This is a genomic window from Curtobacterium sp. ABR8 (genome assembly GCF_057812125.1).
Genome location: NZ_CM173818.1, coordinates 3,755,762 through 3,779,032, shown reverse-complemented (window position 1 = coordinate 3,779,032; position 23,271 = coordinate 3,755,762). Strand labels below are relative to the sequence as shown.

The window sequence follows — 23,271 nt, the reverse complement described above, 5'->3', positions numbered from 1 at the left end:
GTGGGCTCGCAGCCGACCTCAAGGTTGCCCCCCGCGGGTCAGCGCGGCCGGGTCGGGCAGGTCAGTGGCGGTCTGCAGCGCCGGCCGGACGGGAGGCGCGGCGCGAGGAGCCACGACGGCCCCCGCCCGACTCCTGGCCGGCTCCACGGCCCGCGGCGTAGCCGCCGTCCGAGGACCAGACCGCCGACGACCCACCGCGCACGGTGTCGCTGCCGGCGCGACGGCTGCCGCCGCTGCGGCGACCGCCCGTCGAGCCCGCACCCGCCGCAGCGGAGCGACCGGCGCCCTCGGACCGCGCGCCACGAGCCGGACGGCCCTGACGGCCCCCGGCCGAGCCGGCGGACTCGGAAGCCGAGCCGGAGCGCGCGGGCTGACCCGCGCCTCCCGGACGACCGCCGCGACCACGGCGACCGCGGTCACCGGCGGAATCGGCGGAACGCTGCTTGGGCTGGCGCTGCTGCTGTGCGGGCTCCTCGGCGACGTGGCGGATCGGGGCGACCTCGCCGACGAGCGTGGTGACCGCCGGCGACGTCGCGGTGACCTGCTGCGGGGTGACCTTGATCGCGGCGGCGCGCATCATCTGCGCGACGTCGCGACGCTCGGCGGGCATCGTCACCGTGACGACGTCACCCGACGAGCCGGCGCGGGCGGTACGGCCCGAGCGGTGCAGGTACGCCTTGTGCTCGGTGGGCGGGTCGACGTGCACGACGAGCTCGACGTTGTCGACGTGCACACCGCGGGCGGCGACGTCGGTGGCGACGAGGACGAGGGCCTCGCCGGACGAGAACTTCGCGAGGTTCCGCTCACGGGCGCCCTGCGACAGGTTGCCCTGCAGGTCGACGGCCGGGATCCCCTGGCTGCTGAGCTGCTTGGCGAGGCGCTTGGCGTGGTGCTTCGTGCGCATGAAGAGGATGCGGCGACCGTTGCCCGAGGCGAGGGTGCTCACGAGGTGCTTCTTCGCGTCGGCGTCGGCGACCTCGAACAGGTGGTGGGTCATCGCCTCGACGGGGCTGTTCGCCTCGTCGACGGAGTGCATCACCGGGTTGTGCAGGAACTTCTTGACGAGCTTGTCCACGCCGTTGTCGAGCGTCGCGGAGAACAGCAGTCGCTGTCCGTTCTCGGGGGTCGCCTGCATGATCTTGGTGACACCGGGCAGGAAGCCCATGTCGGCCATGTGGTCGGCCTCGTCGAGGACGGTCACCTCGATGTCGCCGAGGTTCACGTGGCCCTGCTGCATGAGGTCGGCGAGCCGGCCCGGGCAGGCGACGACGACGTCCACGCCGCCGCGCAGGGCGTCGACCTGACGGCCCTGACCGACGCCACCGAAGATGGTGGTCGTGTTCAGGCCCATGGCCTTGGCGAGCGGGGCGAGGGCGACGTCGATCTGGGTCGCGAGCTCACGCGTCGGGGCGAGCACCAGGGCGCGGGGGCGGCCGGCACGGCGCTTGCGGCCGCTGGCTGCGAGACGGGCGACGAGTGGGATCGCGAACGCGATCGTCTTGCCGGAGCCGGTGCGGCCGCGGCCGAGGACGTCCTTGCCCTGCAGGGAGTCGGGGAGCGTGTCCTCCTGGATCGGGAACGCGGTCTCCTTGCCCTGGTCGGCGAGGACGGCGACCATCGGCGCGGGGACGCCGAGGTCGGAGAAACGGAGGTCATTCGTGGTCATGGTGACCTTTCGAGCCGGATGAGACCGGCTGTGGGCGCGCTCTGAGGCAGCGCGCGGGCGGGATGCGCGCCAACAGAGGTGGCTGGCGCAGTCGCCGCAGCAGAGAAGCCTGGGCACCTTCGGGAGGTGCTCGATCATCGACCAGAGGATCAGTGGAACGTGGTCGGGAGTTCGGGGCGTCCGTACGACGCACGAGACGATCGGCGTCTCGAGTACCACCAGCATAGCGCGTGCACCCCGCAGAACCCAGGACCGGGCGGTTCGACGTGCGCATGCGAGGATTCCGGGGTGCGCACGCGAACCGTCCTGATCACCACCGCGATGGCCCTGGTGGCCGTCCTCGGCACGGCCGGCTGCGCCGAGGCTGCTCCGACCAGCGCTGCTGCGAGCTACCGCAACCTGCCGACCTCGGGGCACCCGGACTACCAGCTCGGCGGCTCCTACACACCGCCGTCCGGCGTGACGATCGTCGAACGGGACAGCACCGCGAAGCCCGCGAAGGGCACGTACGACATCTGCTACGTCAACGGGTTCCAGACACAGCCCGAGGCGGCTCGCACGTGGACGAAGTCGTACCCGTCGGCGATCCTGCGCGACCGGGCCGGCAAGCCGGTGTCCGACCCGGGGTGGCCGGACGAGATGCTGCTCGACACCCGGACGGCGGCGAAGCGCGCGCTCATCACGAAGGTGATCGCGAAGACCGTCGCCCGGTGCGGCGCCCGCGGGTTCGAAGCGGTCGAGTTCGACAACCTCGACTCGTGGACCCGCAGCGGGAAGCGGCTGACCCGCGCCGGCAACCTGGCGCTCGCGAAGTCGCTGGTGGCCGCCGGACACCGGCACGGCCTGGCCGTCGGGCAGAAGAACACGCCGCAGCTCGGAGCGTCGGGGCGGAAGCAGACCGGGTTCGACTTCGTCGTCGCCGAGGAGTGCGTGCAGTACCGGGAGTGCGCGGCGTACACGAAGGTCTACGGCGGGCGGGTCATCGACGTGGAGTACTCGGACACCCTCGAGCGCTCGTGGGGCTCGGTCTGCAAGCTGAAGAGCCGCCCGGCCATGACGATCCTGCGGGACCGCGACCTGGTCACCCCGAAGGACGACGCGTACGTCTACGAGCGCTGCTGAGCGCCCGGAAGCACCAGGTACGCCCGGGAGCCTCCGGGGCTACGCGGGCCAGGCGTCCTTGAGCGCGGTGGCCGCCTGGTCGGCGGAGAGCCCCGCAGCGCGGGCAGCGGCCGCCAGGGCACGTGCGGCATCGGCGACCGCGTCCGGCACCTCGGCCGGCCGTACCACGCGCGTCCCGGCGCCACGCGCGGTGTGCACGAGTCCGGCCTCCTCGAGCAGCTGGTAGGCCTTCGCGACCGTCCCTGCGGCGAGTCCGAGCTCGTCGGCCAGGCCGCGCACGCTCGGCAGTCGTTCGCCGTCGACGAGGTACCCCGCACCGATCTGCGCCGCGATCTGCGACCGGACCTGCTCGAAGGGCGGCACACGTCCGCCGGCGTCGAGTGCGACCAGACCTGTCATGCGTTCCACCCTAGAAGTCGTACTGCTCGCCGACCGGGATCGGCACCGGCACGGTGTTGCCGGGAGGCGCGAGCGGGCACGCCCACGCCGGGTCGTACGCGCACGACGGGTTGTACGCGAAGTTGAAGTCCAGCACGAGCGAGTCCGCGTCGTCGCCACCGAGGTCCGAGCCCTTGATCGTGTCGAGCAGGTAGCGTCCGCCGCCGTACGTGCCGCGGGCCTTGCCGGCGCTGGAGTCCTTCACGGGGACGAACAGGCCACCCGCGTAGCCGCCGTGCGACCAGACGTCGAGCGGGCCGACGCCCGGGACCGTCACGATGCCGAGGCGGTCGAAGTGCACGGTGCCGTCGGTTCCGGTCTCGTAGTCGAACTCGGCGGGCTCGGCCGGTTCGATGCGCACCTGGAACCGCCAGGCGGGGTCGTAGTCCGGCACGGGCAGCGACTCGAAGTCGTGGGCGTCCTCGTCGAGGAGCGGCGACGCCGGGTGCTCCGCGAACATCGCGTCGCGGGTCTCCCGCCACAGTGCGTGCGCCGTCTGCGGATCCGGCGTCGCACGGACACGGCGGTACAGGTCGAACGTCATGCGCCGCCAGTCCACGGTCGCGAGCGTGCTCCGCACGCGGTCGTCGGTCGTCGGCTCCTGGGGGCGCGTCTGGCTCACGTGGTCGAGGCTACGCCCGCTCCGCGGCGGACGGGAGGCCCGACTCACCCTGCGTCAGTCGGCATCCGTCCGCCAGGTGGGTGCGAGCGCACGCATCCGGTACGCCCGCCACTGCCAGATGACCCACATCCCCGGCCACAGCAGTGCGCCGAGCGGCCACGGCCGCATCCGGTAGGAGAGGCGGTCGATCAGCAGCGTCCGGTCGCCGGGGGCCGGCACGACGGCCATCCGGTGGCGCATCGTCATCCGCCCGAACAACCCGCTCGTCCCGCCCCCGTTGTCGCGCTGCACGGGGACTCCGTCGATCTCGTACAGGTCGAGGTCGACGTGCGTGTCGCCGCTCGGCACCAGGCCGAACGCGCTCGCGGTGATGGGGTGCGGGCGCCCCGGTTCCCACCGCTCGGGGAACCCCTCGGCGCTGCGCGAGCGGTACACCAGGAACGGTTTCGTCACCGCGACCATCACGGACGGGGACAGCAGGGCGTCGCGCACGGCGGCCACCGGCGCATCGAGGACGATCCGGATACCGACGTGCATGCCGAGGACCCTACGCCGCAGCGCTGCGCGGGTCCGGCCCGTGGTCAGGCGTGCCGGGCGGACCGGCGGCGGGAACCCTCGGCGCGGTCGTGCTGCCGGAGCCGCTCGGCCAGGGACAGCCGGACGGCCGGCCACTCCGACGCGATGATCGAGAACACCACGGTGTCGCGGAGCGTGCCGTCGCGGCCGATCGAGTGGTTCCGCAGGACGCCGTCCTGCTTCGCGCCCAGGCCGGCGATCGCAGCGCGGGACTGGTGGTTGTGCCAGTGCGTGCGGAACTCGACCGCGATGCACTGCCAGGCCTCGAACGCGTGGGACAGCATCAGCAGCTTCGACTCGGTGTTGATGCCCGACCGCTGCGCCGACTTCGCCAGGAAGGTGCTGCCGATCTCGACGTGCCGGTTGCCCGGGTCGATGTTCATGAAGGTCGTCGAACCGACCACGCGACCGGTCGGACGGTCCCGCACCGCGAAGGGCACCATGCGGCCGGCCTCGTGCTCGGCGAGACGCCGGTCGATCTCGTCCTCGACCTGGGCCGGCGCGGGGACCGAGGTGTACCAGGTCCGCCACAGATCGCCGTCGGTCACCGCTGCCCGCAGGTCGTCCGCGTGCTCCTGCGAGAGGGGCTCGAGCGTCACACGGTCGCCGGTCAGGGTGGGCGCGGGGGCGATCTCCATGGAAGTGCATCCTACGGTCGTCGACCCTGGCGGAGCCTGTCGGGACGGTCACCCTGTGGAGAGGGACAGCATCGTCCGGACGGCTATCGTGACGGACGTGGCAGAACGCACCCAGGAGCAGTACCAGGTCCGGTTCGCGTGGGGCGCCGGCGGGGCCGCACGCATCGCGCACGGCGCACACCTCGTCGTCTGGGTGGACGTCCTGCCGGGCTCGCCGGACGCGGCGGCGCAGCGCCGCGCGCTCCGGAACGCGACCGCCCGGGTACCGGACGGTCCGGAGGTCGTGCTCGGCCACCTCGGCAACGCGACCGCGATCGCGGAACGGGTGACGGGCCTCCAGACCGAACGCGGCGACCGCTGCGTCGTCGCCGTCGTCGCCGCCGGGCTGCACCACGCCGACGCCCTGGACGACGCGGCGGAGGCCGCGGGCGAAGCCGTCGACGTGCCCGACGCCCCCGACTTCGCGGTCGAGGACCTGCTCGCGGCCGGCGCCGTCGTCGACGCGCTCGCCGCAGTCGGGATCGACCACACCGCGCCGGAGGCGGCCGCCGCCTGCGCGGCGTACACGGGGCTCCGACGCGCGGTCAAGCACCTGGTCACGGCGTCCGAGAGCGCGTCCGTCCTCGGACGCGAACACGTGCACGCGGCACTCGCCGTCGGGCCGGACCTGGTCGTCCTGCGGGAATCACGGGGCCGGGCGTAGCGTTCGGGCGGACAGAGCCGGCGCGCCGTCCAGGCCGTCCGGCACCAGCGAGCGAAGGAGCAACGCATGAAGGCAGTCGTCGGCGACACGGTGATCGCGGAGGCCCCGGAAGAGGACCTCATCAAGATCGAGGGCAACTGGTACTTCCCGCCGTCGAGCGTGAAGTCCGAGCTCTTCACCGAGAGCCCCACCCAGTACCACTGCCCGTGGAAGGGCGACACGCAGTACTTCACGGTGAACGTCGACGGGCAGGCGCTGCAGGACCGTGCGTGGTCCTACCCGACGCCGATCCCGTCGTCGTTCGACCGGGTCGGCAAGGACTACTCGGGTTACGTCGCGTTCTGGAAGGACGTCACGGTCGTCGAGTGACGACCGACGTCGTGTCGCGCACCGCGTCGACGCGCACCGTCGGTGCTCATCCCGTCAGGGTGAGCACGATCAGCGCGACGTTGAGCGCCACGATGACCGCCGCGATCACCCACGCCACCACGCGGGTGGTCGCGGCGTTCACGTCGGAGCCCATGACGCTCCGGCGGGACGTGTAGACCACCAGCGGGACGATCGCGAAGGCGATCCCGAAGCTCAGCACGACCTGGCTCACCACGAGCAGCATCGTCGCATCGGCACCGACCGCGAGCAGCACGATCGCCGGCACCAGGGTGATCACGCGCCGTGCCACGAGCGGGATCCGCACGTGCAGCAGCCCCTTCATGATCTCGGCGCCGGCCATGCAGCCGACCGAGGTCGACGCCAGCCCGGACGCCAGCAGACCCACCGCGAACAGCACGCCGACGACGGGTCCGACGTGCTCGGCGATCGCCCGCTGTGCGCCGGGGATCGAGTCGGTGTCCGCGACGCCGGGCAGCGTCGCCGCGGCGAGGACGAGCATGCAGATGTTCACACCACCGGCGACGACCAGCGCGAGGCCCACGTCCCACCGGGTGGCGACGAGCACCCGGCGGCGCTCGGGACCGGCGGGGACGTCGCCGTGCCGGTCGCGGGCCAGTGCGGAGTGCAGGTACACCGCGTGGGGCATGACCGTCGCGCCGAGCATCGACGCCGCGAGCATCACCGACTCTGAGCCCTCGAACCGCGGAACCAGGCCGCTGACGAGCTCGGCGGGGGAGACCTGGGCGAACAGCAGGCCGGCGCAGAACCCGATCGTCAGGATCGCGAGCATCGCGGTGACGACGGCTTCGAACGTGCGGGTCCCGCGGCGACTGTGCAGGGTCAGCAGGAGCATGGAGACGACGCCGGTGATGAGTCCGCCCGCGACGAGCGGCAGGCCGAACAGCAGGTGCAGGGCGAGTGCGCCGCCGATCACCTCGGCGACGTCGGTCGCGGCCGCGACGATCTCGGCCTGTCCCCAGAACAGCAGCCGCGGGGTGCGGCGCATCCGCAGCCCGAGGTGCTCCGGCAGGGACTTGCCCGTGACGACGCCGAGCTTGGCGGACAGGTACTGCACGACCACGGCGCTGGCGTTCGCGGCGACCAGGACCCAGAGCAGCAGGTAGCCGTACTTCGCACCGGCGGTGAGGTTGGCGGCGACGTTGCCGGGGTCGACGTAGGCGATGGCCGCGACGAACGCCGGGCCGAGCAGGGTGAGCCCGGCAGCCCGTCGCCGAGGTGTGCCCGAGGGGTGCTCGGTGGTCCTGGCGGCGGCGGTGTCGGTCACGACCCCAGCATGCCAGAGAATTCGGCGCGCCGAATCTTTTTGTTGGAAGGCGCGATCGCTGCGGAGGGGGAGTGGTCAGGCGGCTGCGCGCCGAGCGCGGTGCGCCCGGACCTTGGCGCGGTTCCCGCACCGCTGCATGGAGCACCAGCGGCGTGTCCCGCCCCGCGAGGAGTCGTAGAACACCAGCGCGCAGTCGTCCGCCGAGCAGCGGCTCAGGCGCGTCGGACGGCCGTCGGCCTCGACGTCGTCGAAGCCGACCTCGGTGAACAGCGCGACCGCGTCGCGCGCGACGCTGGACAGGGCCTGGGCCAGGCGCACACGGTTGGCTCCGGCACGTCGGCGGCCACCCGGGAGGCTCGGGGGCACGTCCGGCAGGGCGGCGAACAGGTTGACGGTGTCGATGTCGTCGGGCGCGGGGCGCGTGCGGCCGGTCCCGGCGCGCAGGCCCGCCGCGACCGCGGTCCGCTCCGCGGCGGTGGTCGCCGGACCCGGGGCCGCGGCGACGGCCAGTCGCGCGATCGCCGCACGGAGCGCGCGGGCGTCCTGCAGCTCACGGGCGCTCGCCCCGACGTCGATGGGCTCGGTGTGGTCGCTGAGCCACTCGTCCAGGTCGGCCGGGCTCGCGAGCAGTTCGCCGAGCTGCGACCGGGGGCGGCGGCCGTCCGGGTCGTCGGCGAACCCGCCGGTGTGCGCGAAGTCCAGGGCGATCCGACCGGCGTCGAAGAACCAGGTGGAACCGGCGTCCGTGCGGATGTGCTGCCCCGTGTGCATCCGTCCAGGCTAACGGGTTACCGGCGCGCCTCCGCGCGCCGACGGACTCATGCGGTAGTCGAGGCCACCGTCGAGGGGTCGTCCGCCGCGCTCCGACGTCGCCAGACGATGGCGTTGCGGGCATCGAACCGGCGGGAGCACCGGGCGCAGGCGAGCGGACGGGTGGGCGTCCGGTAGCGGAAGTGCTCGTGTCCGGCGGGGCAGGTCCCGATCCACGGCGCGAGCTCGCTGGCGATCGGGCCGTCGTGCAGCCGCGAACCCGTGTACCCGATGGCGGCCGCGGTCCGCTTCCACTTCGGGCCGTGACCGGCGCGGGCCCCGGCGAGGGCGTGGGCGACCTCGTGCAGCAGGACCTGCTCGATGTCGTCGTCCGAGAACCGTGCGGCGAGGTGCCGGCTGACCGTGATGCGCTTGCGGGCGAAGTCGCACTGCCCGGCGCGGGTCTTCGCGTGGTCGAAGCCGAACGCCCACGAACCGGCGCCGAGGTGTTCCGTGATGAGTGCCTCGGCGCGGGAGCGGACCGTCTCGAGTGCGGTCACTGGTCGGCGCGGGGGTCGGCCTGGCCCTTCTTGGCTGCCCGGGCGGCGATCCGGCCCCAGATGTCGTCGGCCTCGGTGCGGGCGGCGTCCGGCGCACCGAGCACCCGGCGGCGGATCGGCGGCACCTGCTTGACCGGTTCGGCGACGCGCATGGTCGGTTCGTCGTCCTCGGCGCGGCGAGCGGCGACCTCACGGGCCGTCCGCGGCTTGTCGGCCGGTTCCGCGGGGTGTGTGATCGACGCGCGCATCGCTGCCTCGACCGCGGTACGCAGGGCGTCGGTCCGCTCGGACGGCGCACCCGCCTGCCGGAACGCCTGGTAGGCACGGGACAGCGCGGCGCGGGCCTCCTCGAAGCGGTCGTTCTCGAACAGCGACCAGCCCTCGATCTCGGCGGCGGCGCCCTCGAGCTCCGGCCACTCCTCGGTCGCGGCGGTGTCCCGGGCCAGGGCGGCCTCGGTCGCCGCGCGCTCGTGCCGACCGAGGTCGTGCAGGATGTGCGCGCGACGGATCCGGGCGGCGACCTTGTCCTGGCGCTCCCCGGTGAACATCGCCAGGCGGAAGACCTCTTCCGCGACGACGAGCGACTCGTCGAGACGGCCGAGCAGACGGAGGAGCTCGGCGCGTTCCGCGAGGGCTTCGGTACTGCGGCTCTGACCGAGGTCGCGCAGACGCTGGTGCACGGCGTCGACGTCGACCGCGGGTCGCAGGCTGATGGGCGCGAAGGTGCTGCCCGGGCTGACCCCGGCCGTCACGGGAGCCGCGTGGCGCGGTTCACGGGACGGGTCGGACGGGTCGGGCTGCTGACGGTCGTCGGGCGGGAGGGACATCGGTTCGAGGGTAGCCGCGCTCTGCCGGGAGCGGCCGGTGCGACGCGCTCAGGCTTCGCGCTGTGGACGCAGAACGACCCGCCGTGCCGGAGCACGACGGGCCGTCGGAGCGGCTGGTCAGCGGATCAGGACATCCCGCTCGCTGCGACCGCCGCGAAGCCGATGGCGATGCCGAAGGCGATCACCGCGACGACGGCGACGATGATCGCGATGACACCCCAGGCACGCCCGCGCTTGGTGACGGCCGCGATGATGCCCTGCACGATCGCCCACAGGCCGAGGGCGGTGCCGAGGTAGAACATGAGCGACCCGGTGACGGCGTTGGACGACGTCATCAGTTCGGTGATCTGCGAGTCGCTCGGCGTCGCCCCGCTGTTCTCCATCGAGTCGCGGAAAGCCTCGGAGCCGCCGAAGGCCTGCCCGAACAGGTACCCGCCGATGACGCCGACGACGAGCGCCGCGAGACTGACGACGAACGCCACGACGCCCAGGGTCTTCTTCTTGGCCTTCGGCTCCTCGTAGCTCTGCCACGCCGGTGAACCGGAGCTCGCGGGCGCCGCGGCGTACGGCTGCTGCCCGTACTGCTGCTGGCCGTGCTGCTGCTCGCCACCCCAGTTCGGCGTGCCCGACGGCTGCTGCCCGTACTGGTCCTGCTGCTCGCCGTACCGGGGAGCGGGCTGCCCGTACTGCGGCGTCGAGTCGCTCCGCTCGCCGTACCGCGGTGCGTCGGCGGCGGGCTGCTGCTGCGGGGCTCCGCCCCAGCTCGGCGCCTGGCCGTCGCCCGTCCGGTCCTGGTTGCTCCGGTCGTCGTTCGTCATCAGGGGATCCCATCGCTCGGTCGCGCACCTGCGCGGTCGTTCAGACCATCCTGACAGCCACACCCGCCGAGTGCCCGGGAACCGCCTCGCGCGCCGCCCCGTCGTCGGCGCGGGATCAGCCGCCGAACACGCTCCGGTTCGGCTCCGGCGACGCCACGGCCGTCGCGTCGGTGACGATCGGGGCCCCGGCGATGAAGGCCCGCAACTCCGCACCGTGGACGACCTTGGCCGGCATCGGGTCCGACGAGTACCGCCGCGGCATCTCGGCGATCGGCAGGTCGGTCGGGGAACCGAGCAGCACGATGTTCCCGAACCGACGGCCCTTCAGCATCCCGGTGTCCGCCACCGCCGCCACCGACGGCAGCACGGCCTGCAGGGTCGACGCCTGCCCACGCGCGAACGCGAGCCCCGCGCCGTCGGCGACGTTCACGGCGACGATGCCGGTCGGCGACAGGAACGCGGCGACCTCGCGGTAGAACTCGATGCTCGTCACGTGCGCCGGGATCTGCGACCCGCCGAAGACGTCGACCACCGCGAGGTCCACGGTGCCGCGCAGCCCGGTGGGGAGCTTGCCGAGGACCTCGCGCGCGTCGCCGTACCGCACCCGGATCGACGCGCCGCGTGGGAACGGCAGGACCTCGCGCACGTGGTCCACCAGGTCGCGCTCGAGTTCGATGACCTGCTGGCGCGAGCCCGGCCGGGTCACGGCGACGTACCGGGGGAGCGTCAGGGCGCCGGCGCCGAGGTGCAGCGCGGTGACCGGGCCGGAGGGCAGCAGGTCGATCGCGTGCCCGATCCGCCGGATGTACTCGAACGCCAGGTGGGTCGGGTCCTCGAGGTCGACGTGCGACTGCGGTGTGCCGTCGACGACGAGCGTGAAGGACCCGGGACGGTGCCGGTCCGGCTCGACCACCGAGTACCCCGCACCGATCCGGAACCCGTCGAACGCATCAGCCATGCCGTCAATCGAACACCACCGGACCGGCTCCGCGATCACCACCCGTGCCCCCACCCCTGGTTGGTGTGCCCGCGGATGCCCCGGAACGAGGCTGGGGTCACCGGTCGGGAACGCCCGCCGGACCACCACGAAAGGCACCCACCATGTCGGTCCAGCTCCTCGCGAACGTCCTGATCGGCGTCGCACTCGTCGGCTTCCTCGGGTACCGCCAGACGACCTGGCAGTACCTCGACCCGGCGCGCGTCTGGCGCACGCCGATGATCATGGCGATCGTCGGTGTGGTCGTCCTGGCGCAGACGTCGGCGACGGTCACCACGACCGACGTGGTGTTCCTCGGGATCGAGGCCCTGATCACCATCGGGGTCGGCCTGACGATGGGCACCATCACCCGGTTCCGCACCGTCGCCACCCCGGACCGCACGGGTCGGACGATCCAGTCCCGTACGGGCTGGCTCGGGGCGTCGCTCTGGATCGTGCTCATCGTCGTCCGCATCGGCCTCGACGTCCTCGGGGGCCACCTCGGTGCGCACCTGCTGACCTCGACCGGCACGATCCTCCTCGTCCTCGCGCTGAACCGTGCCGCCCGCGCCCTGGTGATCGACCAGCGGATCCCGCGCGGAGACCGCGGAGACCGCGGAGACCGCGGCGACCGGACCCCCGGCGGCCGCACCGCCCGCGGCATGATGGTCCGGTGACCCTGCTGAGCGGACAGGACCCGACCGACCTCCCCGGGGGTCGGTCCCGTTCCGCCACGGCCTGGGGGCTCAACGCCCTCGGTGTCGCCGTCGTCGCGTTCTGGTTCGTGAAGAACGGCCTCGAGCAGCAGCTCCCCGCGTGGGTGTGGGTGGTCGGTGCGGTGGCGCTCGCCGCGTGGGCCCTCCGCGAGTCCGGTCGGACGCAGCGGGTCCTCGTCGTCGCCGGCGTCGTGATGATCGTCGCCGGATCCCTGACGGTCGTGGAGACCGACTCGCTCATGGTCGTCCCCGTGATCGTCGGGATCGTCCTGCTCGGCGCGAACCTCCGGGTGCCGGTCTGGGCTGCAGCGGTGGCAGCGGTGGGGGCGGTCGTGGTCATCGCGGTCTGCGCCACTGTCGAGCACGCCTCGGTCCAGTTCGTCCTCGGCACGAGCGGCGGGCTGTTGCTCGGCGTCCTCATCGGTTTCAGCCGCCGGCAGTTCCGGATCGCGGCCGACCGTGCGCAGCAGGCCGAGCGCGAGCAGCAGCGGGCGCAGCTCCTCGCCGACCGGTCCCGGGCCTCGCGGGACATCCACGACGTCCTCGCGCACTCGTTGGGCGGCCTCGTGCTGCAGCTCGACGCGGTCGAGGCCCTGCTCGAGGCCGGCCGGGTCGACGACGCGACGAAGCGTGCGGGCGAGGCCAGGACCCTGGCGGCGGACGGCCTGGCCGAGGCCCGTCGCGCCGTGCACGCACTGCGCGACGACGCGGGGCCCGACCCGGCCACGGCCCCGGACCCGGCCGTGCGGACGAGCCCGGCCGACGTGTCGGACGCGAACCGGGCCTCCCGGACCTCCGGTGACCACGTGCCGGACCGCGCCGACCTGACCGCCCTCGTCGACGCCCACCGCTCCTTCGGTGGCACGATCGCGGTGCAGGGCGACGCGACCCTGGCCGCACTCGACGAGGCGCACCGCGCCGCCGTGGTCCAGGTCGTCCGCGAAGCCCTCAGCAACGCCCGCCGGCACGCCCCCGGCCGTCCCGTGTCGCTGTCCGTCATCCGCGACGGCGACGCCGTGGACGTCGTCGTGGCCAACCCGCTCACCGGCGGCGGCCAGGGCCTGCTCGGGATGCACGAGCGCTTCGCGGAGCTCGGCAGCAGCGCCACGGTCGAGGCGGAGCGGTCCGACGACGAGTTCGTCGTCGCGATGCACCTGCCGGTCGACGCCGTGGCCGCCACCGAGGGGGAGGCCTCGTGACCATCCGTGTCCTCGTCGTCGACGACCAGGCGATCGTCCGCGACGGCCTGGTGACGGTGCTGTCGCTGGTGCCGGACCTGCAGGTGACCGGTGCGGCCGCCGACGGGGCCGAGGCGATCGCGGCGGTGGACCGCGACGCCCCCGATGTCGTGTTGATGGACCTGCGCATGCCCGGCACGGACGGGCCGACGGCGACCGCGCGCATCGTCGCCGACCACCCGCAGGTGGCGGTGCTCGTCCTGACGACCTACGCGGACGACGAGTCCATCGTGACCGCGCTCCGGGCGGGTGCCCGCGGGTACCTGACGAAGGACGCCGGGCGGACCGAGATCGCGACGGCGATCCGGGCCGTCGCGTCGGGGCAGTCGACGTTCGACGCGACGGTGGGCGCGCGCTGGTGGCGCAGCTCGCGGGTGGCGGGGCGACGGCGTCCGCGCCCGCTGTGCCGGCGCTGCGCGAGCGGTTCCCGGACCTCACCCCGCGCGAGGCCGACGTGCTCGAGCAGATCGCTGCGGGCCGGACGAACCCGCAGATCGCGGCGGAGTTGTTCCTGACGGTGCCGACGGTGAAGTCGTACGTGAACCAGGTGTTCGCGAAGCTCGGGGTCGCCACCCGCGCCGAGGCCGTCGCGCGCGTCCTGCGCTGACGCGGCCGCGGGCGTTCCGCGCTCACCGGCCCGGCCCGGGTACATGAATGCGTACACATGGACGGCCAGCGGACGCCAAGACTCGTTCCGTACCGTTCATGCGGTCGTCACGCGGAACCGCGTCGATGCGTGCAGTGCCCCACACCGCGCGCGTCCGCCCTTCCGACGTGACCACGACGTGCCGTCCAGCGCCCCACCGCTCGGCCGTGCGCGTCGCGGGCGTGCTCCGTGCGCCCCTTCCGGTCACCCGCGCGCGCTGGCCGTGATCACATCGCACCCGTCATGTAAAATACGGGATGCAACACTCCGCCGAGACGCAGGAGACCCGACATGACCGCCGACACGATGAGCGTGCCCACCACGCGCCTGGGCGCACCGACGACCCGCGCCACCCCGCGCACGACCGCGAGCCGACCGACGCGGGTGATCCGCGCCTCCCGTCCGGCCCATGCCGACCACGAGACGGCGCCCACCTGGATGCGCGTGGTCGGGGCGGTCCTGCTCCTCGGCGGGCTCGGCCTGACCGCGGCGGTGACCGCCTGGCCGGGCGACGCGCCGGAGGCCGCGCTCATCGTGCCGGCGCTGGTCGCCGTCGTGGCGGGATTGCTGCTGCTGCTCGCACGAGCCGGGTTCGCCGTCACCGACACGCACGTCACGCTGCACTTCCGGCCGCTGCCCCCGCGGCGCATCGCGCGGCGGCGCATCACCGACGTCCGACTCGTCGAGGCGGACGCCCGCACCTACGGCGGAGTCGGCCTGCGGATCGGCCGCGGCGTGCGCGCCCTGATCCTCACCCCCGGACTCGGGATCGAGCTCACCGACGACCGTGGTCGCGTCACCTTCGTGCGCACCCGCCGACCCGAGGACGCCTTCCGTGCGCTCGCGGGACGGCAGGGCCGGTCGGGAGGCGCGGGGCACGTCGAGCGCGAACGCCTCGGCTGAGCGGGCGGTCGCGTCCACTGCGCGGGCCGGGAATTCCGCGGACACCGGACGGCTTATACACGCCACTGCCGAATCCGGTCAAGCCAGGACTGGACAGCACGTCTCGGCGCGAACTATGATGACAGTTCGCGCTCCCTGGCATCCGTGTCGTCATATTGCGGTCGACGCAGAGTTCTGAGCCTCCAGGCTCAACTCGCCCTGGTGCAGCCGGACCCGTATATGGCGGCGGGTCCCGCTCACGGAGATCATCCCACACGTGCACCGACGTTCCGCGTCAGGCACGCGTCGGCGTGGTCACAGGGCATGAACTCGCGGGGATCGCCGAGCGATCAATCTACTCACCTACATGCTGCTCGTCAGTATCGGCCCGACGGGGCCTACGGAGGTCACACCCTTGGCTGCTGCGCCCAACGCATCCACCAACCCCAAGAACGGTCGCAACCACTCGCGACTCTCGTTCGCCAAGATCACGGACACCCTCACGGTTCCTGATCTGCTCGCACTCCAGACGGAGAGCTTCGACTGGCTCGTCGGCAACGACGTCTGGAAGGCCCGTCTCGCAGAGGGACAGGAGCAGGGTCGCACCGACCTCGCCCTGCACTCCGGGTTGGAGGAGATCTTCGAGGAGATCTCCCCGATCGAGGACCTCGGCGAGACCATGCAGCTCTCGTTCACGGCTCCCGAGCTCGAGGACCCCAAGTACTCGATCGACGACTGCAAGGAGCGCGGCAAGACCTACGCCGCTCCGCTGTACGTCAACGCCGAGTTCATGAACCACATGACGGGTGAGATCAAGACGCAGACGGTCTTCATGGGCGACTTCCCGCTCATGACCGAACGCGGCACGTTCATCATCAACGGCACCGAGCGCGTCGTCGTGTCGCAGCTCGTCCGTTCGCCCGGCGTGTACTTCGAGCGCCAGCAGGAGAAGACGTCCGACAAGGACATCTACTCCGCTCGCGTCATCCCCTCGCGTGGTGCCTGGCTCGAGTTCGAGATCGACAAGCGCGACCAGGTGGGCGTGCGCATCGACCGCAAGCGCAAGCAGTCCGTCACGGTCTTCCTCAAGGCGCTGGGTCTGACCAGCGAGGAGATCCTGGAGGAGTTCCAGGGCTTCGCCTCGATCGAGTCGACCCTCGAGAAGGACGCCATCCTCACGAAGGAAGAGGCGCTCAAGGACATCTACCGCAAGCTGCGCCCGGGCGAGCAGGTCGCCGCCGAGGCCGCGCGTGCGCTGCTCGACAACTTCTACTTCAACTCGAAGCGCTACGACCTGGCGAAGGTGGGCCGCTACAAGGTCAACCGCAAGCTCGGGATCGACGCCCCGCTGTCCGACTCGGTGCTGACCGTCAAGGACATCGTCGCGACGATCAAGTACCTCGTGTCCCTGCACGCCGAGAAGACCACGCTGAACGGCGTGCGCGACGGCGAGCCGGTGCAGCTGCGCCTCGACGTGGACGACATCGACCACTTCGGCAACCGTCGCATCCGCGCCGTCGGCGAGCTCATCCAGAACCAGGTCCGCACGGGTCTGTCCCGCATGGAGCGCGTCGTCCGCGAGCGCATGACCACGCAGGACATCGAGGCGATCACGCCCCAGACGCTCATCAACGTGCGTCCGGTCGTCGCCGCGATCAAGGAGTTCTTCGGAACGTCCCAGCTGTCGCAGTTCATGGACCAGAACAACCCGCTCGCGGGCCTGACGCACAAGCGTCGACTCTCGGCCCTCGGCCCGGGTGGTCTGTCCCGTGAGCGTGCCGGCGTCGAGGTCCGCGACGTCCACCCGTCGCACTACGGCCGCATGTGCCCGATCGAGACCCCGGAAGGCCCGAACATCGGCCTGATCGGCTCGCTCGCGTCGTTCGGTCGGATCAACTCGTTCGGCTTCATCGAGACCCCGTACCGTCGCGTCGTCAACGGCGAGGTCACGAAGACCATCGACTACCTCACCGCCTCGGAAGAGGACGAGTTCGTCGTCGCGCAGGCCAACGCCCCGCTGACCGACTCGTTCCACTTCGCCGACGACAAGGTCCTCGTCCGCAAGAAGGGTGGCGAGGTCGAACTCGTCGCCAAGGGCGAGGTCGACTACATGGACGTCTCGCCGCGCCAGATGGTGTCGGTCGCGACGTCGCTCATCCCGTTCCTCGAGCACGACGACGCGAACCGCGCCCTCATGGGTGCGAACATGCAGCGTCAGGCCGTCCCGCTGCTCCGTTCCGAGTCGCCGCTCGTCGGCACCGGCATGGAGGGCTACACCGCGATCGACGCCGGTGACGTCGTCACCGCCGACAAGGCCGGTGTCGTCTCCGAGGTCTCGGCCGACGCCGTGACCCTGCAGCTCGACGAGGGTGGCACGCAGACCTTCTACCTGCGCAAGTTCGACCGCTCCAACCAGGGCACGAGCTACAACCACCGTGTGGTCGTCTCGGCCGGCGAGCGTGTCGAGCAGGGCGAGGTCATCGCCGACGGTCCCGCGACGGAGAACGGCGAGCTCGCGCTCGGCAAGAACCTCCTCGTCGCGTTCATGCCGTGGGAGGGCTACAACTACGAGGACGCGATGATCCTGTCGCAGAACCTCATCAAGGACGACACGCTCTCCTCGATCCACATCGAGGAGTACGAGGTCGACGCCCGCGACACCAAGCTCGGCAAGGAGGAGATCACCCGTGACCTCCCCAACGTCAGCCCGGACCTGCTGGCCGACCTCGACGAGCGCGGCATCATCCGCATCGGTGCCGAGGTCCGCCCCGGCGACATCCTCGTCGGCAAGGTCACGCCGAAGGGCGAGACCGAGCTCTCCGCCGAGGAGCGCCTCCTCCGTGCCATCTTCAACGAGAAGTCGCGCGAAGTCCGCGACACCTCGCTGAAGGTGCCCCACGGTGAAGAGGGCACGATCATCGGCGTCAAGGTGTTCGACTCGCAGGACGGCGACGACGAACTCGGCTCTGGTGTCAACCAGCGCGTGGTCGTCTACATCGCCCAGAAGCGCAAGATCACCGCGGGTGACAAGCTCGCCGGTCGTCACGGCAACAAGGGCGTCATCTCGACCATCCTCCCGGTCGAGGACATGCCGTTCCTCGCCGACGGCACCCCGGTCGACATCGTCCTGAACCCGCTCGGCGTCCCCGGCCGCATGAACTTCGGTCAGGTCCTCGAGATCCACCTCGGTTGGCTCGCCAAGCAGGGCTGGAACGTCGAGGGCATCCAGGAGTGGGCGTCGGCGCTCCCCGAGGCAGCGCACAGCGCCGCTCCGGGCACGAAGGTCGCCACCCCGGTGTTCGACGGTGCGTACGAGCGTGAGATCGAGGGCCTCCTCGACTCGACCCTCCCGAACCGCGACGGCGAGCGCCTCATCGGCTCGTCCGGCAAGGCGCAGCTCTTCGACGGTCGCTCCGGCGAGCCGTTCCCGGAGCCCGTCTCGGTCGGCTACATGTACATCCTCAAGCTGCACCACCTGGTCGACGACAAGATCCACGCCCGTTCGACCGGGCCGTACTCGATGATCACGCAGCAGCCGCTGGGTGGTAAGGCGCAGTTCGGTGGACAGCGATTCGGCGAGATGGAGGTGTGGGCGCTCGAGGCGTACGGCGCCGCCTACGCCCTCCAGGAGCTCCTGACGATCAAGTCCGACGACATCCTCGGCCGCGTGAAGGTCTACGAGGCGATCGTCAAGGGCGAGAACATCCAGGAGCCGGGCATCCCCGAGTCGTTCAAGGTCCTCATGAAGGAGATGCAGTCGCTCTGCCTGAACGTCGAGGTCCTCTCGGCCGACGGCCAGGCGGTCAGCCTGCGCGACAACGATGACGAGGTCTTCCGCGCTGCGGAGGAGCTGGGCATCAACATCTCCTCGCGGTTCGAGTCGTCGTCCGTCGACGACATCTGATCCCGCCCGTACACGAAGCCTGAATCAAGCAAGAGAGAAGAACATTGCTCGAAGCAACTTCCTTTGACGCCATTCGGATCGGCCTCGCGACCGCCGAGGACATCCGTCAGTGGTCGTACGGCGAGGTCAAGAAGCCGGAGACCATCAACTACCGCACCCTGAAGCCCGAGAAGGACGGTCTGTTCGGCGAGCAGATCTTCGGTCCTTCCCGCGACTGGGAGTGCGCCTGCGGCAAGTACAAGCGTGTCCGGTTCAAGGGCATCGTCTGCGAGCGCTGCGGCGTCGAGGTCACCAAGTCCTCGGTCCGTCGTGAGCGCATGGGCCACATCGAGCTCGCTGCCCCCGTCACGCACATCTGGTACTTCAAGGGCGTTCCGTCGCGCCTCGGGTACCTCCTCGACATGGCGCCGAAGGACCTCGAGAAGGTCATCTACTTCGCGGCGTACATGATCATCGACATCGATGAAGAGGGCCGTCACGCGGACATGCCGGGTCTCGAGAACGAGATGCGTCTCGAGATCAAGACCCTCGAGGGCCAGCGCGACTCGATCATCGCCGACCGCCTCAAGAAGCTCGAGGACGACCTCGCCGCCCTTGAGGAAGAGGGTGCGAAGGCCGACGTCAAGCGCCGCACCAAGGACACCGCCGAGAAGGAGATGTCCCAGGTCCGCAAGTCGTTCGACGAGGACATCACCCGTCTCGAGCGTGTGTGGGAGGACTTCCGCAACCTCAAGGTGGGCGACCTCAAGCCCGAGGACGCCGTCTTCCACGAGCTCCAGGACCGGTTCGGGATCTACTTCGACGCCTACATGGGCGCCGAGGCGATCAAGCTCCGGCTCGAGGCGTTCGACCTGGCCGCCGAGGCCGAGGCGCTGCGTCTGCAGATCGCCGAGGGCAAGGGCCAGAAGAAGATCCGCGCGATCAAGCGTCTGCGCGTCGTCAGCTCCTTCCTCGCCACCGGCAACTCGCCGGCAGCGATGGTGCTCGGCGTCGTGCCGGTCATCCCGCCGGAGCTGCGCCCGATGGTGCAGCTCGACGGTGGCCGTTTCGCCACGTCGGACCTCAACGACCTCTACCGTCGTGTGATCAACCGCAACAACCGTCTCCGCCGCCTGCTCGACCTCGGTGCCCCCGAGATCATCGTGAACAACGAGAAGCGCATGCTGCAGGAAGCCGTCGACGCGTTGTTCGACAACGGTCGTCGTGGACGTCCGGTCACGGGTACCGGCAACCGCGCCCTGAAGTCCCTGAGCGACATGCTCAAGGGCAAGCAGGGTCGTTTCCGCCAGAACCTGCTCGGCAAGCGCGTCGACTACTCGGGCCGTTCGGTCATCATCGTCGGCCCGCAGCTGAAGCTGCACCAGTGCGGTCTGCCCAAGCAGATGGCGCTCGAGCTCTTCAAGCCGTTCGTGATCAAGCGCCTGATCGACCTGTCGCACGCGCAGAACATCAAGTCGGCCAAGCGCATGGTCGAGCGTTCGCGTCCGCAGGTGTGGGACGTGCTCGAGGAGATCATCCGCGAGCGCCCCGTGCTGCTGAACCGTGCGCCGACCCTGCACCGTCTGGGCATCCAGGCGTTCGAGCCGCAGCTCGTCGAGGGCAAGGCCATCCAGCTCCACCCGCTCGTGTGTGCCGCGTTCAACGCGGACTTCGACGGTGACCAGATGGCCGTGCACCTGCCGCTGTCGGTCGAGGCCCAGGCCGAGGCCCGCATCCTGATGCTCGCCTCGAACAACATCCTGAAGCCGTCCGACGGCCGTCCGGTGACCCTGCCCGCACAGGACATGATCATCGGTCTGCACCACCTGACGACCGTCCGCGAGGGCGCCGTCGGCGAAGGCCGTGCGTTCTCCTCGGTCGCCGAGGCGATCCTGGCCAACGACCAGCACACGCTGCACCTCAACGCGATGGCGAAGATCCGCATGTCGGGTGTCCACTTCGCCGAGGGTGAAGCACCCGAGGGCTACGAGCAGGGCGACACCGTGCTGCTCGAGACGACCCTGGGCCGTGCGCTCTTCAACGAGACCCTCCCGGCGAACTACCCGTTCGTCCAGAAGGTCACCGACAAGGGCGTGCTCTCCGCGATCGTCAACGACCTCGCCGAGCGCTACTCCAAGACCGAGACGGCCGCTGCGCTGGACCGGATCAAGGACGCCGGCTTCTACTGGGGCACCCGCTCCGGTGTGACCGTCGCCCTGTCGGACGTCGTGACGCCTCCTCGCAAGAAGGAGATCATCGCGGGCTACGAGGTCCAGGCCGCCAAGGTGCAGGGCGAGTTCGACAAGGGTCTGATCACCGACTCCGAGCGTCGCGCCGACCTGATCAAGATCTGGACCGAGGCCACCAACGAGATCGCTCAGGAGATGCGGGACAACTTCCCCGTCGACAACACGATCAACCGCATGGTGTCGTCGGGTGCTCGTGGTAACTGGCTGCAGGTCCGCAACATCGCGGGTATGCGTGGTCTGGTGAACAACCCGAAGGGCGAGATCATCGCCCGCCCGATCATCAACTCGTACCGCGAGGGCCTGACCGTGGCGGAGTACTTCATCGCCACGCACGGTGCTCGCAAGGGTCTTGCCGACACCGCGCTCCGTACCGCGGACTCCGGGTACCTCACCCGTCGTCTCGTGGACGTCTCGCAGGACGTCATCATCCGCGAGGACGACTGCGGCACGACCCGTGGCCTCGAGCTGCCGATCGCGACCGTGGACGCCGACGGCAAGCTCGTCCGCGACCCGCGCGTCGAGAACACCGTCTACTCGCGCACCCTGGCCACCGAGGCCGTGGACGCGAAGGGCACGGTCGTCGCCGAGGCCGGCGAGGACGTCGGTGACGTCCTCATCGACAAGCTGCTCGCTGCCGGTGTCGAGAGCATCAAGGTGCGCTCGGTCCTGACCTGCGAGTCGGCCGTCGGTGTCTGCGCGAAGTGCTACGGCCGTTCGCTCGCCACGGGCAACCTGGTCGACATCGGTGAAGCGGTCGGCATCATCGCCGCCCAGTCCATCGGTGAGCCCGGTACCCAGCTGACGATGCGTACCTTCCACACGGGTGGTTCGGCCTCGGCCGACGACATCACCCAGGGTCTGCCGCGTGTCACGGAGCTCTTCGAGGCCCGTACCCCGAAGGGCGCGTCCCCGATCGCCGAGGCCCCCGGCCGCGTCGTCGTCGAGGACACGGACAAGGGTCGTCGGATCATCCTCACGCCGGACAACGGTGACGAGCCGTTCATCTACCCGGTGCTCAAGCGTGCGACGCTCCTCATCGAGGACAACCAGCACGTCGAGCTCGGCGAGCAGTTCATCGCCGGCACCGTCGACCCGAAGGAAGTCCTCCGGGTCAAGGGTGTCCGAGAGGTCCAGAAGCACCTGGTCAACGGTGTGCAGGACGTCTACGGCTCGCAGGGTGTGCCGATCCACGACAAGCACATCGAGGTCATCGTCCGTCAGATGCTCCGCAAGGTCACCGTCGTCGACCACGGCGACACCGACCTGCTGCCGGGTGAGCTCGTCGACCGGTCGCGCTACAACGCGCTGAACCGTGCGGCGCTGCAGGAGGGTCGCAAGACCGCCTCGGCTCGCCAGGAGGTCATGGGCATCACGAAGGCGTCCCTCGCGACCGAGTCGTGGCTGTCCGCCGCTTCCTTCCAGGAGACCACCCGCGTGCTCACGCAGGCGGCCATGGAGGGCAAGCAGGACCACCTCGTCGGCCTCAAGGAGAACGTCATCATCGGTAAGCTCATCCCCGCCGGGACGGGCCTCAGCCGGTACCGCGACGTGGACGTGAACGCGACCGAAGAGGCGAAGGCGGAGCGGTACCCCAACCGCATCTTCGCTGACGACTCGTCGTTCTCGGACGCCGACCTGAGCTTCGTCGACTTCGACAGCTTCTCGTCGGACGACTTCACGCCCGGGACTTACAACTGATCCTGAGCTCCACCGGAACGGCCCCCGCATCCTCGGATGCGGGGGCCGTTCCCGTTCTCGGCTCGCGATCGCGACGACGGGGCGGACGGGAGGCCCGGTGCCAGGCCGCCACGGGCCTCCCGGCCGGTGCGCGGTGTCGTCTAGAGCGCGCGGTCCGCGCCGTTGTCGCGTCCCGATCCGCGACCGGTCTCGTCGACCAGGGAGAACAGGCTGAGGACGTTGCCGTCGGGGTCGCGGACGTCGAACCAGTCCACGGCGCCGTCGACGCACTCGACGGGGCCGATGTCGATGCCGAGGGCGCCGATGCGGGCGTGCTGTGCGCCGACGTCGTCGACGCCGAACCGGACGCTCACGGGGTTCTCCTCGGCGGAGTCGTCCTCGTAGAGCTGGATCCAGATCCCGCCGACCTCGTACTCGGCGACACCGTCCTCGGGTTCGAGGTCCGGTTCGGTGCGCTCGAAGACGGCGCCGTACCAGAGGCAGGACGCCTCGATGTCGGTGACGGGCAGCCCGACGGTCACACTCGTGATGTCCATGTCTCATGATGGTCCCGGTCGGGCCTGCTCGTCGAGGGTCTTCCGGCGGTCT

The 23,271-nt window shown here is 70.7% G+C and carries 22 protein-coding genes; 10 read left to right on the top strand and 12 right to left on the bottom strand.

Annotation, left to right across the window (positions count from 1 at the left end; genetic code table 11):
* Window positions 1-61: 61 nt before the first annotated feature.
* On the bottom strand, window positions 62-1,666 hold the full coding sequence (locus ACXKZB_RS18060) for a DEAD/DEAH box helicase (RefSeq protein ID WP_123311666.1): 1,605 nt from the start codon (window positions 1,664-1,666) through the stop codon (window positions 62-64).
* A 288-nt stretch (window positions 1,667-1,954) separates the two neighbouring features.
* On the opposite strand from ACXKZB_RS18060, the gene ACXKZB_RS18055 reads away from it, so the two are divergent.
* Complete coding sequence (locus ACXKZB_RS18055) at window positions 1,955-2,788, top strand: endo alpha-1,4 polygalactosaminidase (RefSeq protein ID WP_488824066.1); 834 nt, start codon at window positions 1,955-1,957, stop codon at window positions 2,786-2,788.
* A gap of 39 nt (window positions 2,789-2,827) precedes the next feature.
* Here ACXKZB_RS18055 and ACXKZB_RS18050 read toward each other — a convergent pair whose 3' ends face one another.
* The 4 genes from ACXKZB_RS18050 to ACXKZB_RS18035 form a co-directional block, all read right to left on the bottom strand.
* Window positions 2,828-3,187, bottom strand: a complete 360-nt coding sequence (locus ACXKZB_RS18050; RefSeq protein WP_228511368.1) for a GntR family transcriptional regulator — start codon at window positions 3,185-3,187, stop codon at window positions 2,828-2,830.
* 10 nt (window positions 3,188-3,197) lie between these two features.
* A complete protein-coding gene (locus tag ACXKZB_RS18045) occupies window positions 3,198-3,770 on the bottom strand; it encodes a DUF1684 domain-containing protein (RefSeq protein WP_488825930.1) in 573 nt (190 codons plus the stop codon).
* Window positions 3,771-3,902: 132 nt separating this feature from the next.
* Window positions 3,903-4,385 (bottom strand): hypothetical protein, encoded by a 483-nt coding sequence (locus ACXKZB_RS18040; protein WP_488824065.1) that lies wholly within the window; start codon window positions 4,383-4,385, stop codon window positions 3,903-3,905.
* A 44-nt stretch (window positions 4,386-4,429) separates the two neighbouring features.
* Window positions 4,430-5,062: a GNAT family N-acetyltransferase gene (locus tag ACXKZB_RS18035; RefSeq protein WP_123311676.1), complete on the bottom strand. Its 633-nt coding sequence runs from the start codon at window positions 5,060-5,062 to the stop codon at window positions 4,430-4,432.
* 97 nt (window positions 5,063-5,159) lie between these two features.
* Here ACXKZB_RS18035 and ACXKZB_RS18030 point away from each other — a divergent pair, with 97 nt between their 5' ends.
* Window positions 5,160-5,765, top strand: coding sequence for a 2-phosphosulfolactate phosphatase (locus ACXKZB_RS18030; protein ID WP_488824064.1), 606 nt, complete (start codon window positions 5,160-5,162; stop codon window positions 5,763-5,765).
* Window positions 5,766-5,831: 66 nt separating this feature from the next.
* Complete coding sequence (locus ACXKZB_RS18025) at window positions 5,832-6,134, top strand: DUF427 domain-containing protein (RefSeq protein ID WP_111083501.1); 303 nt, start codon at window positions 5,832-5,834, stop codon at window positions 6,132-6,134.
* A gap of 46 nt (window positions 6,135-6,180) precedes the next feature.
* Here the strand turns inward: ACXKZB_RS18025 and ACXKZB_RS18020 are convergent, their stop codons facing one another.
* From ACXKZB_RS18020 to ACXKZB_RS17995, 6 genes are all read right to left on the bottom strand, one after another.
* Window positions 6,181-7,440, bottom strand: a complete 1,260-nt coding sequence (locus ACXKZB_RS18020) for an Nramp family divalent metal transporter (RefSeq protein ID WP_488824063.1) — start codon at window positions 7,438-7,440, stop codon at window positions 6,181-6,183.
* Window positions 7,441-7,515: 75 nt separating this feature from the next.
* Window positions 7,516-8,211 (bottom strand): CGNR zinc finger domain-containing protein, encoded by a 696-nt coding sequence (locus tag ACXKZB_RS18015; RefSeq protein WP_123311680.1) that lies wholly within the window; start codon window positions 8,209-8,211, stop codon window positions 7,516-7,518.
* 47 nt (window positions 8,212-8,258) lie between these two features.
* On the bottom strand, window positions 8,259-8,750 hold the full coding sequence (locus ACXKZB_RS18010; RefSeq protein WP_488824062.1) for a SprT-like domain-containing protein: 492 nt from the start codon (window positions 8,748-8,750) through the stop codon (window positions 8,259-8,261).
* Window positions 8,747-9,577, bottom strand: coding sequence for a hypothetical protein (locus tag ACXKZB_RS18005; protein WP_111083497.1), 831 nt, complete (start codon window positions 9,575-9,577; stop codon window positions 8,747-8,749). The genes ACXKZB_RS18010 and ACXKZB_RS18005 overlap by 4 nt, the downstream gene beginning before the upstream one ends.
* 125 nt (window positions 9,578-9,702) lie before the next feature.
* The gene (locus tag ACXKZB_RS18000; RefSeq protein WP_488824061.1) at window positions 9,703-10,395 is read right to left on the bottom strand and encodes a hypothetical protein; all 693 of its coding nucleotides are present in this window, start codon (window positions 10,393-10,395) and stop codon (window positions 9,703-9,705) included.
* A gap of 115 nt (window positions 10,396-10,510) precedes the next feature.
* On the bottom strand, window positions 10,511-11,353 hold the full coding sequence (locus tag ACXKZB_RS17995; RefSeq protein WP_123311686.1) for a spermidine synthase: 843 nt from the start codon (window positions 11,351-11,353) through the stop codon (window positions 10,511-10,513).
* A 143-nt stretch (window positions 11,354-11,496) separates the two neighbouring features.
* Between ACXKZB_RS17995 and ACXKZB_RS17990 the strand changes: the two genes are divergently transcribed.
* From ACXKZB_RS17990 to rpoC, 7 genes are all read left to right on the top strand, one after another.
* Window positions 11,497-12,048 (top strand): hypothetical protein, encoded by a 552-nt coding sequence (locus tag ACXKZB_RS17990; protein WP_488824060.1) that lies wholly within the window; start codon window positions 11,497-11,499, stop codon window positions 12,046-12,048.
* On the top strand, window positions 12,045-13,286 hold the full coding sequence (locus ACXKZB_RS17985; protein ID WP_488824059.1) for a sensor histidine kinase: 1,242 nt from the start codon (window positions 12,045-12,047) through the stop codon (window positions 13,284-13,286). Before ACXKZB_RS17990 ends, ACXKZB_RS17985 begins: the two co-directional genes overlap by 4 nt.
* Window positions 13,283-13,840 (top strand): response regulator, encoded by a 558-nt coding sequence (locus ACXKZB_RS17980; RefSeq protein ID WP_488824058.1) that lies wholly within the window; start codon window positions 13,283-13,285, stop codon window positions 13,838-13,840. The genes ACXKZB_RS17985 and ACXKZB_RS17980 overlap by 4 nt, the downstream gene beginning before the upstream one ends.
* Window positions 13,780-13,932: a response regulator transcription factor gene (locus ACXKZB_RS17975; protein WP_488824057.1), complete on the top strand. Its 153-nt coding sequence runs from the start codon at window positions 13,780-13,782 to the stop codon at window positions 13,930-13,932. The genes ACXKZB_RS17980 and ACXKZB_RS17975 overlap by 61 nt, the downstream gene beginning before the upstream one ends.
* 330 nt (window positions 13,933-14,262) lie before the next feature.
* Window positions 14,263-14,874 carry a hypothetical protein gene (locus ACXKZB_RS17970; RefSeq protein ID WP_488824056.1) on the top strand — a complete coding sequence of 204 codons (612 nt, stop codon included), beginning with the start codon at window positions 14,263-14,265 and terminating at the stop codon, window positions 14,872-14,874.
* Between the two features lie 394 nt (window positions 14,875-15,268).
* Window positions 15,269-18,757: a DNA-directed RNA polymerase subunit beta gene (rpoB, locus tag ACXKZB_RS17965; RefSeq protein WP_488824055.1), complete on the top strand. Its 3,489-nt coding sequence runs from the start codon at window positions 15,269-15,271 to the stop codon at window positions 18,755-18,757.
* Between the two features lie 44 nt (window positions 18,758-18,801).
* Window positions 18,802-22,683, top strand: coding sequence for a DNA-directed RNA polymerase subunit beta' (rpoC, locus tag ACXKZB_RS17960; RefSeq protein WP_123311697.1), 3,882 nt, complete (start codon window positions 18,802-18,804; stop codon window positions 22,681-22,683).
* 140 nt (window positions 22,684-22,823) lie between these two features.
* Here the strand turns inward: rpoC and ACXKZB_RS17955 are convergent, their stop codons facing one another.
* Window positions 22,824-23,219, bottom strand: coding sequence for a VOC family protein (locus ACXKZB_RS17955; RefSeq protein WP_488824054.1), 396 nt, complete (start codon window positions 23,217-23,219; stop codon window positions 22,824-22,826).
* Window positions 23,220-23,271: the final 52 nt, after the last annotated feature.

Bases quoted from the DNA above. Each gene is read 5' to 3' on its own strand.
- ACXKZB_RS18060 (WP_123311666.1), bottom strand. From the start codon at position 1,666: ATGACCACGAATGACCTCCGTTTCTCCGACCTCGGCGTCCCCGCGCCG.
- ACXKZB_RS18050 (WP_228511368.1), bottom strand. From the start codon at position 3,187: ATGACAGGTCTGGTCGCACTCGACGCCGGCGGACGTGTGCCGCCCTTC.
- ACXKZB_RS18045 (WP_488825930.1), bottom strand. From the start codon at position 3,770: ATGACGTTCGACCTGTACCGCCGTGTCCGTGCGACGCCGGATCCGCAG.
- ACXKZB_RS18040 (WP_488824065.1), bottom strand. From the start codon at position 4,385: ATGCACGTCGGTATCCGGATCGTCCTCGATGCGCCGGTGGCCGCCGTG.
- ACXKZB_RS18035 (WP_123311676.1), bottom strand. From the start codon at position 5,062: ATGGAGATCGCCCCCGCGCCCACCCTGACCGGCGACCGTGTGACGCTC.
- ACXKZB_RS18025 (WP_111083501.1), top strand. From the start codon at position 5,832: ATGAAGGCAGTCGTCGGCGACACGGTGATCGCGGAGGCCCCGGAAGAG.
- ACXKZB_RS18015 (WP_123311680.1), bottom strand. From the start codon at position 8,211: ATGCACACGGGGCAGCACATCCGCACGGACGCCGGTTCCACCTGGTTC.
- ACXKZB_RS18005 (WP_111083497.1), bottom strand. From the start codon at position 9,577: ATGTCCCTCCCGCCCGACGACCGTCAGCAGCCCGACCCGTCCGACCCG.
- ACXKZB_RS18000 (WP_488824061.1), bottom strand. From the start codon at position 10,395: ATGACGAACGACGACCGGAGCAACCAGGACCGGACGGGCGACGGCCAG.
- ACXKZB_RS17995 (WP_123311686.1), bottom strand. From the start codon at position 11,353: ATGGCTGATGCGTTCGACGGGTTCCGGATCGGTGCGGGGTACTCGGTG.
- ACXKZB_RS17990 (WP_488824060.1), top strand. From the start codon at position 11,497: ATGTCGGTCCAGCTCCTCGCGAACGTCCTGATCGGCGTCGCACTCGTC.
- ACXKZB_RS17970 (WP_488824056.1), top strand. From the start codon at position 14,263: ATGACCGCCGACACGATGAGCGTGCCCACCACGCGCCTGGGCGCACCG.
- ACXKZB_RS17955 (WP_488824054.1), bottom strand. From the start codon at position 23,219: ATGGACATCACGAGTGTGACCGTCGGGCTGCCCGTCACCGACATCGAG.